Annotated in this window: 11 protein-coding genes and 1 tRNA gene; 6 read left to right on the plus strand and 6 right to left on the minus strand. The window is 63.7% G+C overall.

The window, feature by feature from the left end; genetic code table 11:
• The first annotated feature begins 24 nt into the window (after positions 1–24).
• Positions 25–666 (plus strand): transglutaminase-like cysteine peptidase, encoded by a 642-nt coding sequence (locus tag ACFQU1_RS05055; RefSeq protein ID WP_378129957.1) that lies wholly within the window; start codon positions 25–27, stop codon positions 664–666.
• Between the two features lie 21 nt (positions 667–687).
• On the opposite strand, the gene ACFQU1_RS05060 is transcribed toward ACFQU1_RS05055, so the two are convergent.
• A complete protein-coding gene (locus ACFQU1_RS05060) occupies positions 688–1,218 on the minus strand; it encodes a gamma carbonic anhydrase family protein (protein WP_378129959.1) in 531 nt (176 codons plus the stop codon).
• 593 nt (positions 1,219–1,811) lie between these two features.
• Here ACFQU1_RS05060 and ACFQU1_RS05065 point away from each other — a divergent pair.
• On the plus strand, positions 1,812–2,600 hold the full coding sequence (locus ACFQU1_RS05065; RefSeq protein ID WP_378129961.1) for a hypothetical protein: 789 nt from the start codon (positions 1,812–1,814) through the stop codon (positions 2,598–2,600).
• An 11-nt stretch (positions 2,601–2,611) separates the two neighbouring features.
• Here ACFQU1_RS05065 and ACFQU1_RS05070 read toward each other — a convergent pair whose 3' ends face one another.
• From ACFQU1_RS05070 to ACFQU1_RS05080, 3 genes are all read right to left on the minus strand, one after another.
• Positions 2,612–2,824 carry a DUF3126 family protein gene (locus tag ACFQU1_RS05070; RefSeq protein ID WP_378129963.1) on the minus strand — a complete coding sequence of 71 codons (213 nt, stop codon included), beginning with the start codon at positions 2,822–2,824 and terminating at the stop codon, positions 2,612–2,614.
• Between the two features lie 76 nt (positions 2,825–2,900).
• Complete coding sequence (gene cysE, locus ACFQU1_RS05075) at positions 2,901–3,722, minus strand: serine O-acetyltransferase (protein ID WP_378129965.1); 822 nt, start codon at positions 3,720–3,722, stop codon at positions 2,901–2,903.
• A gap of 321 nt (positions 3,723–4,043) precedes the next feature.
• Entirely contained in the window at positions 4,044–4,808 is a 765-nt protein-coding gene (locus ACFQU1_RS05080) for an alpha/beta fold hydrolase (protein WP_378129967.1), read from the minus strand.
• A 169-nt stretch (positions 4,809–4,977) separates the two neighbouring features.
• Here ACFQU1_RS05080 and ACFQU1_RS05085 point away from each other — a divergent pair, with 169 nt between their 5' ends.
• Both ACFQU1_RS05085 and ACFQU1_RS05090 read left to right on the plus strand, forming a co-directional pair.
• Positions 4,978–5,235: a zinc-finger domain-containing protein gene (locus tag ACFQU1_RS05085; RefSeq protein ID WP_378129971.1), complete on the plus strand. Its 258-nt coding sequence runs from the start codon at positions 4,978–4,980 to the stop codon at positions 5,233–5,235.
• A 16-nt stretch (positions 5,236–5,251) separates the two neighbouring features.
• Complete coding sequence (locus tag ACFQU1_RS05090; protein WP_378129973.1) at positions 5,252–6,433, plus strand: FAD-dependent oxidoreductase; 1,182 nt, start codon at positions 5,252–5,254, stop codon at positions 6,431–6,433.
• Between the two features lie 6 nt (positions 6,434–6,439).
• Here the strand turns inward: ACFQU1_RS05090 and ACFQU1_RS05095 are convergent, their stop codons facing one another.
• On the minus strand, positions 6,440–7,345 hold the full coding sequence (locus ACFQU1_RS05095; RefSeq protein ID WP_378131571.1) for a neutral zinc metallopeptidase: 906 nt from the start codon (positions 7,343–7,345) through the stop codon (positions 6,440–6,442).
• A 1,334-nt stretch (positions 7,346–8,679) separates the two neighbouring features.
• Between ACFQU1_RS05095 and ACFQU1_RS05100 the strand changes: the two genes are divergently transcribed.
• Both ACFQU1_RS05100 and ACFQU1_RS05105 read left to right on the plus strand, forming a co-directional pair.
• Positions 8,680–9,225 carry a MucR family transcriptional regulator gene (locus ACFQU1_RS05100; protein ID WP_378131573.1) on the plus strand — a complete coding sequence of 182 codons (546 nt, stop codon included), beginning with the start codon at positions 8,680–8,682 and terminating at the stop codon, positions 9,223–9,225.
• Between the two features lie 442 nt (positions 9,226–9,667).
• A complete protein-coding gene (locus tag ACFQU1_RS05105) occupies positions 9,668–11,461 on the plus strand; it encodes a chloride channel protein (protein WP_378129975.1) in 1,794 nt (597 codons plus the stop codon).
• 35 nt (positions 11,462–11,496) lie between these two features.
• Here ACFQU1_RS05105 and ACFQU1_RS05110 read toward each other — a convergent pair.
• Positions 11,497–11,582: transfer RNA gene (locus ACFQU1_RS05110), tRNA-Leu, on the minus strand.
• Positions 11,583–11,615 lie beyond the last annotated feature (33 nt).

Raw genomic sequence — 11,615 nt, forward strand, 5'->3', positions numbered from 1 at the left:
GTTACCGGTTCGGGGTTCGAGGGCATGAGTGCCATGCTTCGTGTAGTCTTTACGGTCTTTGCGGCAGGCCTCATGGCCGTCGTGTCGAATGGAGCATCTGCACAAAGCCGTCATGCGGCTATCCCCAACTTCCCCGTAATTCAGGCAGCCGTTGAGACCGGGAGCGCCCGTGCCCCCATCGGCTGGGTCGACTTCTGCCGCAAGAACCCGGCCGATTGCCAGGGGCACGACGGCGCGGCCACCGAAGTGCTGCTCACAGCCAAGTCTTGGCGTCTCTTGGTCAACGTCAACACACGCGTGAACAAGGCGATCGAGCCGATCAGCGACCTCGACCATTGGGGCATCGTCGAATCGTGGGACTACCCCACCGACGGCAAGGGTGATTGCGAGGACTATGTGCTGGAGAAGCGCAAGGAGCTCATCAAGGCCGGGCTCCCGCGTGAGGCGCTCCTCGTCACGGTCGTGCGCGATCTGGATGACGAAGGGCATGCCGTTCTCACCGTGCGGACGGACCGTGGCGACCTCGTTCTCGACAACAAGCGCCAACAGATCCTGTCATGGGCGGCGACCGGCTATCACTTCCTGAAGCGTCAGTCTGCTGCCGGCCCCGATCTGTGGGTGGCGCTCGGCGCTCCGGAAACCACGACCGCGACGGCCTCTCGCTGAGGCCGCCAGATCGGGCGAGGTTCAGTCGAGTTGCTTGAGTTCCGTCGCGAAGCGCCTCCAATTGCGCTGGTATCCGACGGAGGAGCCACGCATCTTGGCCATTGCATCGGCGTCCAGTTCGCGGACGGCCTTGGCCGGGGCGCCGATGATGAGCGACCCATCCGGGAATTCTTTCCCTTCCGTAACCAAAGCACCGGCACCCACTAGGCAGTTCGCACCGATACGCGCGCCGTTGAGAACGACGGCGCCCATGCCGATCAGGCTGTTGGCGCCGATCGTGCAGCCGTGAAGAATCGCCCGGTGTCCGATGGTGCAGCCCTCCCCGACAGTCAGCGGGAAGCCCATGTCTGTATGGAGCACGCAGTGCTCCTGGATATTGCTGCCGTTCCCAATCAGGATGGCTTCATTGTCGCCGCGCAACACCGCGCCGAACCAGATGCCGACATCCTCCCCTAGCTCCACCTGTCCGATGACATGCGCATCCGGCGCGAGCCAATAAAGACCGGATCTAGGCACCCGCGGTTCATGATTTCCAAGCGCGTAAAGCGGCACGGTCTACCTCCCCTTACTGTCAGAGCGCAGGCTAGACTCGATAGCGCCGATCTCAAAGCATCTCGATGATCGGTCAACGCCAGCGCTCGAGCGCCTCGTTTTACGCGATCATAATGAAGACCGCATATCCTCTGCCGTGACACCAATTGGGCTCAAGGCGCCGGCGACCGGCGTCTTGCAGCCGGTGTACTGATTTGACGGCTCTCTTTGGTTAAGCCCCTTATTTTCGGTGTTTCCCGATGAAAAGTTCATCAACACGCGCCTTCTCCTATAGGAAGGCGATCAGGATTTTCTTTGAAAGAACCTGCCTTGGCGGCGCTCGGACGGAGCCGGCACCATCAGTCGCGCGCTCGCGACCCGTCGTTCCACATCTGCCACGCGATGAAGCCGACCTGAGCCGATATTCTGGCTGGATGGGCGGCTTCTCGCCGACCGGCGACAGTCACGAAGCGCTCACCGCCAACAGGCTTGCCGTTCCACCCAAGCCCCTTGTGGCCAGGAACGACAATCACCCGCCTGGATCATCCTGGCACCGACGCTGAGGCTTGATCAGGAGGCGCGCCGCAACGGATCCTTTACCATCAGGATCAATGATGACGGAGGACGAATTCGAGGATCTGTGGGCCCGTGCGGCCGGTGGGGATGTCGCCATGGCGAAAGCTGCCGTCTATGCGGCGCTTCTGCATACTCCCATCCGGCACCGACGCCGGGCCGACAGCCTCGTCCTCGCGTTCATGGCAACCACCTTGAGTGTCGCTGGGCTGGCCACGGGCCTTGGTCTATGGTTCGCCACGACGGCGAGCCCCGCCCTGCCGGCGGTGGTCGGTTACCAGATCGGCGGCGCCACCGCGGCGGTGCCGCGTGAGTGGCTGCGGTTGCCCGCCTCGCGCCCGGGGCCCGTCGAGCATCTCGAACTCGCCCTCTCCTGGCCCGAGCAGCCGTCCCGGTCAGCGCTTCGGGAGCGCGCAATGGGACAGAGCGCGCCCGACGACCTCATCTTGGTCACCGTGTCGGCTGCCGATAACACGCTCTCGCCGTCCGACCGCCTGGCCAAGCTCTATATGCGTTTCCTCGATCCCAAGCCGGCAGCGGGCCCCGCAGGGCTCCTGAGCTACACCTTCCGGGAGGGCACACGCTACGCCGGAGAACAGCTCTATGTGACGGCGGCCGGATTTGGCACTTCTGGCGAAATGCCGTTCTACGCCCGCTGTCCAGCGCCGCCAGCGCGCGAACAGCGCTCGGGGGCAAGCGGGCCATGCATGACCTCGATGCGCATAGGCCCTTTCGATATCGTCGTGCGCTTCGCCTCGGAGCGTCTCGAGGACTGGCCGAGACTGGCGGACGGTATTGCGCGCATCGTCGCCACAATGGTGCGTCGTTAGGCGTCGAAGGGTTAGTCCTCGAGATCGGAATCGAGGATTGCCATTTGGAAGCTGTAGGACTTGTCGCCGTCCTCATCATCCAGGAAGAGCACGCCGATGAACTCCTCGCCCACATAAACTTCGGCGGAATCCGTCTTCCGCGGGCGCGCCACGACCCTGATGGAATGATTGGCGAATGTCTGACGCAGGAAACGCTCGATCTTTGCGAGCTCGGTCTTGTCCATCACGCGGCCTCGTTATGATTTGTCGATGTTAAGCCCGCCTTGCCACGCGAGGCCAGGGAGAGCAAGACCGGCCCCGTCAATCGCCGCCCTTGTCCGCTAAAATCTGGTCCATGGTGCGGGCCGGCTCGGCGCAACCGGCGGTGCCGACCACGCGTGCCGGAACACCTGCCACGGTGCTGTTGCGTGGCACCGGCTGCAACACCACGGAGCCGGCCGCAACCCGCGAGCACTGCCCGACTTCGATATTGCCGAGGATCTTCGCGCCCGCGCCGATGAGCACACCGCACCTGATCTTGGGGTGACGATCTCCCCTCTCCTTGCCCGTCCCTCCCAGGGTGACGTCCTGAAGGAGCGACACATTGTCCTCGACCACGGCCGTCGCACCGATGACGAGGCCAGTGGCATGATCGAGAAAAAGCCCCTGCCCGAGCTTGGCGGCGGGATTGATATCGGTCTGGAAAACTTCCGAAGCCCGGCTTTGCAGATAGAGCGCGAAATCACGCCGCCCCTGATGCCAGAGCCAATGAGCCAGCCGATGCGTCTGGATGGCATGGAAGCCCTTGAAGTAGAGCACCGGCTCGATGACCCGCGTGCAGGCGGGATCGCGGTCTGCGAAAGCCAGAATATCGGCCCGGATGGCCTCGACCATCGCAAGATCGCTGGTCACCGCCTCGCGAAAGGTCTGCGCGATCAATTCGGCTGGCAGCGCCGCATGGCCAAGCCGTCCGGCGATACGATGGCCGACGGCGGATTCCAGCGTGTCGTGGTTCAAGACGGTGCTGATGACGAAGCTCGCCAACTCGCTTTCGCGTGCCACGATCGTCTCCGCGTCGCGACGCATCTGCGACCAAAGGGGGTCGACCACCTCCACCCCACGGCGCGCGACACTCTCCGTCATCGTCTGTCCGCGATACGACATTATGCCTCCTCGCCAGCGCCCGGAACAAACCGAGCAGGTTGCGGCCACAGCCCCCGCATGCGCGAGGTCCTTCCTCGCCATTGACGGCCAGCGGCTGTCTCATCCCTCGTGAAGATAGCAAGCGACAGCCACGGCGCCAATGACGGCTTAAGATTTGATGATGTCTCAGTCCTTTGGCCGCACAGCCTGAATCAAGTCCTGAGAGCGCCAGCCCTAACTGCAGCTGACGGAGGCTCTTCACACGGAGAACAAACATCCACACGCAAGCCGCTGGCGCGATTCACGATTCATTCACCATATTCACGATTGTTCGGCCAGGAACTCCAGGACGCCCGCTTTGTGGACCTTGTCGCCCACCGCCAGATTGTGATCGCGTCCGGGAATATCGAGTGATCGGCCATGCGGCAGAAGGGCGGCGAGTTGCGGCCCCGATCCGGCGACGGTGTCCGCCGTGCCGACCGCCACCAGAGTGGGCACGGAGATGCGGCCCACATCCTCGCGGCTCAGCGTCTGGCGCGAGCCGCGAATGCAGGCGGCGAGCGCCTTGAGGTCGCTCCTGGTCTGTTCGGCAAAGGCGCGAAACATCCGCTGCATGGGATCGGTCAGTTCGGCGAGCGAGGCAGCTTCCATGGCGTCGGCGATGCCGAGGGGCAGCCCGACACCTTCGACGAGGTGAATCCCGAGGCCGCCGAGCACGGCCGAGCGCAGGCGCTCGGGACTGGCCAGCGCGAGATGGGCCGTGATGCGAGCCCCCATGGAATAGCCGATCACATGGGCCTGGCCGATATCGAGATGGTCCATCAACCGGCGCACGTCCTCGGCCATGATCTGCGAACCATAGGCTGCGGGGTCGTAAAGCTTCTCGCTCGCTCCATGGCCACGGTTGTCGAGGGCGACCACTCGATAACCGGCGCGCCCGAGCGTCGTTGCCCAGGAGGTGTTCAGCCAGTTGATCGCATGCGTCGAGGCGAAGCCATGGACGAGGACGACCGGATCGCCACCGCCTTCGTTGTTCGGCAGATCGACGAAGGCGATGCGCACGCCGGCAGAGGAGAAGGTCTGCATGCAGGAGATTCCATTGGAGGCCCGGGCAAGGTAAGGATCGGGGCTAGAGCTTGCAACAGATGCGACACGGCCGGGACGATCCGACGCTCCCGGCGCGGTTGGCTCCCGATACGAGAGCGACTATGGTGCCGCCGAATCCCGCGACTGGGCGATAGGGCTTGGACAACCGATGGCCGAGAAGAGCATCCCGCATTTCCACAACGATCGCGGCGTCCGGGTAATCGAAGTCGGCGCCAAGGAATTCATGTGCATCGGCGCGCTGCCGCCGTTCGATCATCCGCATATCTTCATCGATATGGGCGACGAGAACGAGACGGTCTGCGGCTATTGTTCGACGCTGTACCGCTATCGCAGCAATCTGGCGCCAGGCGCCTGCATGCCGGAAGATTGCCGCTGGGATGACCCCGAGGCCTCGGCTGCGGCCTGACCTCCATCATTCATCCATGAAGATTGCCGATCCCATCGTCGTCGGCGGCGGCATCGGCGGCCTGACCGTGGCCCTGTCGCTGGCGCGTCGTGGTTTCAACGTGACGGTGATGGAGCAGCGCACCAGCCTGACCGAGCCCGGCGCCGGCATTCAGCTGTCGCCGAACGCGAGCCGGGTGCTCGTCGATCTCGGCCTGGGAAGAGCCGTGTCACGGCGCGCCGTGGAGCCCGACCACCTGGCGGTGCACAAGCTGGGCAGCGGGCGGCGCCTTGCGGAAATGCCGCTCGGCCGCGCGATGCGATCACGCTACGGCGCGCCCTACTGGGTCGTCCTGCGCGCCGATCTGCATACGGTCCTCCTCGATGCGGTGCGTTCCGCCCCCAATATCCGTCTGCGCATCGGCAAGAAAGTCCTTCAGATTGACGACGGACCGGAGGGCACCGAGGTCACGATCGCCGGCGATCGCGGCCAGGAGGTGATGCGTACGGGGCTCGTGGTCGGGGCCGACGGCCTGTGGTCGACCATCCGCGCAAGCATCGCGCCATCCGCTCCCCGATTTCGCGGCTATGTCGCTTGGCGCGCGACCATACCGCATGGCAACGTGCCGGCCGAGTTCCAGGCCAACGAGACGCGACTGTGGCTCGGCCAGGACGCCCATGTCGTGCATTACCCGGTCGCCGCGGGCAAGGAACTGAATGTCGTGATCGTGGTCGCGGCCAAGGAGCCGGCTGGCGGCTGGCCAGCCTCCGGCGAGGCCGCGCAACTCCTGCACAAGCTGCGCGGAGCAGCCGCCCCCTTGCGCAAGTTGGTCGAGGCGGCTCCCGAGTGGCGCCTGTGGCCGCTGCACGATCTGGACGCCTTGCCGCGGTGGTGCGGGCGCAACACCGTCCTGATCGGCGACGCCGCCCATCCGGTGCTGCCATTCCTCGCCCAGGGCGGCGCGCTGGCGATCGAGGATGCGGCAACGCTCACGGCCGAACTCGCGCGCAAGGACACCACTCTCCCCGTGGCGCTCGCCGCCTTCGAGAAGGCGCGCAAGCCGCGCGCAACCCGGGTGCAGAAGGCGGCGCGCGCCAACGGCCGCATCTACCATTTGCCGTGGCCGCTCGCCCTCGCACGGGACGCCGCACTGCGCCGAATGGGGCCGGAGCGATTTGCCGCGCGCTATGAGTGGCTCTACGGCTGGCAGCCTGGCTGACCAGCCTCAGGGCCGACCGCCGGCCATGGTGTTGCACGCCTCCACCTTGCCGCTCTTGAGCCCGGTGGAGAACCAGCGCACACGCTGCTCGGAGGAGCCGTGCGTGAAACTCTCGGGTACGACATAGCCCTGCGAAGCCTTCTGCAAACGGTCGTCGCCGATCGCGCTCGCCGCGTCCATCGCTTCCTGCACGTCGCCCGGCTCGAGAGAGCGATATTTTTCGTCGCTGTGATTGGCCCATACCCCGGCGAGGCAGTCGGCCATCAGCTCGACGCGAACGGAGAGCTGGTTGGCCTGTTCCGGCGAGGCCTGGCGCTGCGCCTGCTGGACGCGCGGAAGGATGCCGAGCAGATTTTCGACATGATGGCCCACCTCATGGGCAATCACATAAGCATCGGCGAAGTCGCCTCCGGCATTGAACCGCGTCTTCATCTCGCGAAAGAAGCTCAGGTCGATATAGACCGTGCGATCGAGCGGGCAATAGAACGGCCCGGTGGCCGACTGCGCCACGCCGCAGCCCGAGCGCGTGGCGCCCGAGAACAACACCATCCGCGGCGCCTCGTAATTGATCCCGGCCTGTGCCGGAAGAACGGCGCTCCATACATCCTCGGTATTACCGAGAATGGCAGAGGCGAACTGGCCCTCTCGATCCTGCGGCGGGCCTGACGGGGCAGACCGCTGCGGCGCCGGGGCGGTATAGCTCGAGCCGCCGCCGGACAGCATTTCCGCGCCGGAGATGAGAAGGCGCGGATCGATCCCGAGCGCCCAGCCGACGAGGCCGAGAATGACGATGGTACCAAGGCCGAGGCCACCGCCCCCCCCGCCGGTAGGCAGCCGAAAGCCGCCGCCACCTGTGCCATCGCCGCGTCGATCGTCGACATTGCTCGACCTTCGAAAATCACCCCACCGCATGCTCATGCCTCATCTGTGGGCGCGGTCTCGGAGCCCCGCCACGCATACGAGCCCTCGCATCGAACAGTGAGGCTCGTCAATCCGCTTGGCAAGTCTCCCGCGCGACCGCTTGGCCGCGACCGCCGCCCGACGATAAGCCGACATCGGCTGCCGGTTCCCGCCAACGACGGGTTTCCACAACAGTGATTCGCCAGACGAGCCGAGAAAGAGTCATTGGCCTCGGCGGCTGGATGCCGGTTGCGACGCTCGTCAGGAAGCGTCGAGAGGTCCGCTCTTCGCTCATCGCCCTCGAATGGCGGGCGCCGGCCGGTCCTCTCGGACAGGTTGGCGGCAGGATGATTCGCGGGGTCGCTTGTCGGCCGACTTCCGCCCACATCCATGACAATAAAAGGAGCGGGCACACCTCGAACAAAGACCTGTTGGGGTCAAAGTGGCTGCTCGACTGGTCCGTTGTACCTTCTTGAAAATCACAGGCCGACTAACGAGTATTATTGATACTCGGCAAGCATCGGCGGCCCATCGTCCGGAGCAACCGGCCGGCATGCTGGTCCATCTCGCGCTATTTAACGCTCACCGCTCATGCCGTGCTGCGAGCGCTTGGCCAGAGTAGATGGCCGAAGGACAGGATCAAGCTCACGCGAGGAGATAACACGGAATTTCCGCGCAAGACCCGGCAGAGCGCTCGCATGTGTTGACCTTTGTCCTGCAAGCTGCCGCGTTCCGATTGCACCGTGTTTGCTGAAAACAAAAGTCTTCAATGGGAACGACGGTGCATATCTTTGCAGAATAAAATACCGCAAGAAAATCTCTTAAATAATTTACGCTAACGAATCGCTGCAATATAAACGCCTATATAGGATGCTGATTTCCCGCCTGTTAAGCAGACCATGAATAGCGGCATTGAATGCCGTGAAAAAGGGCTTCGCGTAAGTTCTTGTTCATGAGAACCGGATATTTATAGCGCCGGTTTCGCTAGACAGCCAGGATTCCATCAGCCTAACGGCTGAGTACCAATTGAGGTATTTCTTTGTTCATTCACCGACCAAAGCGGAAGCCAAGTGGTGGCTCGCCTGGTTTTCATGCCGTATCCAGGCCGCAACTGCCACGATCGGCGATTGCCCGAGACGGCATTGAACATTGCAAATAGCGCCGAAGAAAACGGGCTACCTGCGCGAATGAGGACACGGGTTCCGACCCGACGCCCCTGATTTTATCATGGCTCAGACCGCTTTCCGCCATATCAATAGTTGATTCTGAACGAGTTATGGAATAAGCGAACCACAACGGTATCACTACTGACGATTGAGAGGACCATCATGACAAGTTCTTCTGAAATGCCGGACCGCACTGCCTCGGTCGAACTCGCTGCCGAAATCGTAGCGGCCTATGTCGCCAACAATAGCGTCGCTGTTGGCGAGCTTCCCGGGCTGATCGCCAATATTCATACCGCTCTTCAGCGGCTCGGCACGCCCGTCGAGGAGCCGGCAGCTAAACCTCAGCCGGCCGTGCCTGTGAAGAAGTCGGTGACGGCGGACTTCATCGTCTGCTTGGAAGACGGCAAGAAGTTCAAGTCGCTGAAGCGGCACCTGCGCACGCGTTACAATATGACTCCTGAGGAATACCGCCAGAAGTGGGGCCTGCCGGCTGACTATCCGATGGTGGCGCCCAACTATGCCGCGGCTCGTTCTGAATTGGCAAAGACTATGGGTCTCGGCCAGCAGCGCCGCAAGGCCCCGGAGCCGGCAGCGCCCGAGCCGAAGGCGGCAGGCCGCCGGAGCAAGGCAGCCGCTGAACCCGCCGCTGAGACGAAGTCGGCCGCCGCGCCTGCGAAGCGCAAGGCTGCTCCTGCGCGCAAGACCAAGGCGGCCGCCAAGGCCTGATCGCAGGATTTCCTGCTGCTTTACATCTGATCTTCTCTTGGCCCGCGATGTCTCATGCGACATCGCGGGCCAAATTTTGTCAGGGAGACCATTGCCGCCATGCTCGACCTTGGCACGCAAGGGCAGGCCGGCAAGTACAACACGATCAGGAAATAGGCGTCGCGCTGCAGCCCCCAATGGTTCGCGACAGATGTTCTGCTTCACCCCACCGGCCTAAGTAGAACAGGCCCTACGGTTAGGCGAAGCTTGGCCGTGACCATAAGCCCGAACGAGTGGGCGGCGGCGCGGATGCAGACTTTTAACGGTGGGACGGGCGTGCGTTTACGCAGAGCAGTATAGTCCTTTGACGACAGTGCTCCGGCAGGGCTATGGCTAGCTGTCGCTCTAACGCATAGATCCGATGCGACAGTGCCGCGTCGCTTCCCGTTCAAGTATCCGGTCCATGCCCTCCAGACATCGTCACCCGCGCCTCGCCGCTGCCACGCGCTTTCTCGCGCCGGGCCGGTTGCGGGCGCTCATCCGCGCCAGCGAGCTCGGTCTCGTCGCAGCCGGCGCCGTCGTCGGTGCGATCGCCGGTCTGGTCGTCACGGGCATGAGCCTGACAACCCAGCTCATGCACCAGGTTCTGTTCCAGCTCCCGCCGGGAGATCGCTTGAGCGCCATGACCGAGCTGGCGCACAAGCTCAGCTTGCTCGCTCCCGTTGCGGGAGGCGTGCTCGTCGGCTTGATGCTGATCGGCATCAGCCGCTGGCGCAAGCGGCCGATGATCGACCCCATTGAGGCCAATGCCCTGCACGGCGGCCGCATGTCGATCATCGACAGTATAATTTTAACCGTTCAAAACATCATCTCCAACGGATTTGGCGCGTCGGTCGGGCTCGAGGCCGGCTATACGCAGATCTCATCCGGCATTGCCTCGCGCCTCGGTCTCGCAGCCGAGATGCGCCGCAGCGATTTGCGGACGCTGGTCGGCTGCGGCGCGGCGGCGGCCATCGCCACCGCTTTCAACGCACCTTTGACGGGCGCCTTCTATGCCTTCGAACTCATCATCGGCTCCTACTCCATCGCCAATCTGACGCCGGTCGTCGTCGCGGCGCTCAGCGGTACGCTGGTGGCCCGCTCACTGGTCGGCAGCGCCTTCCTGATCGACGTCGGCGAGTTCGGCGTGGTGGTGAATGCCGACTATGTGCCGGCGCTCGTCCTCGGCATCTTCTGTGCCGGCTTCGGCATCCTCATCATGCAGGGAGTGACGCTGGTGGAGACGCTCGCCCGCCGCAGCCGCGTGCCCACGCCCCTGCGGCCGGTCCTGGGCGGCGCGGCCGTCGGCGCACTGGCGCTGATCTCACCGCAGATCCTCTCGTCGGGTCACGGCGCACTGCATCTCAATCTCGACACCGCGGCGACGGCCGGCAGCCTGCTCACCATCATCGCGATGAAGTCCCTTGCCTCGGCCATCTCCATCGGCTCCGGCTTCCGCGGCGGCCTGTTCTTCGCCTCGCTGCTGCTTGGCGCGCTATTCGGCAAGCTCTTCGCACTCGTCGCGCCGCATGTGTTTGACAGCGCGACGCTGACGCCGGTGATCTACGCGATCGTTGGTATGAGCGCACTTTCGGTTGCTGTCATTGGCGGCCCGCTGACGATGACCTTCCTCGCGCTCGAGATGACCGGCGACTTTCCGATCACGGCGCTCGTGCTCGTCGCGGTGATTGCCTCCTCTATTACCGTGCGCAAGACCTTCGGTTATTCTTTCGCGACATGGCGCTTTCACCTGCGCGGTGAAAGCATTCGCAGCGCCCACGATATCGGTTGGATCCGCACCTTGACCGTCGGACGCTTGATGCGCGCCGACGTGCGGACGATCCGCAGCGACACCACCATCGCCGTCTTCCGCCGGAATTTCCCGCTCGGATCGACGCAGCGGGTCGTCGCCCTCGATCAGTCCGAGCGCTATGCGGGCATTGTTCTCGTTCCGGAGGCCTATTCCGCCGATCTCGACGAGTTGGCGGCGACGACGACGATCGACGGACTGCTGCGCTATCGCGCCGACTTCCTCCAGCCGCACATGAACGCCAAGGAGGCGGCCACCATGTTCGACAACACCGAGAGCGAAGCGCTCGCGGTGGTCGATAATCCGGTCAGCCGCAAGGTCATCGGGCTCTTGACGGAGAGTCATACGCTGCGCCGCTACAGCGAAGAACTCGACCGGCGCCGCCGCGAATTGTCAGGAGAACTTTAGAAGACCGCCGGCGACCGGAAACGGCCGGCTTGAAGTGGTGCGGACGGCGGGGATCGAACCCGCATGGGCAAAGCCCGAGGGATTTTAAGTCCCTTGCGTCTACCAGTTTCGCCACGTCCGCAGCGATGCGCCGTGGAGCGTTAACCGGCATCTT

The sequence above is a fragment of the Chelatococcus sp. GCM10030263 genome (genome assembly GCF_042666455.1).
In the GTDB taxonomy this organism is placed as follows: domain Bacteria; phylum Pseudomonadota; class Alphaproteobacteria; order Rhizobiales; family Beijerinckiaceae; genus Chelatococcus.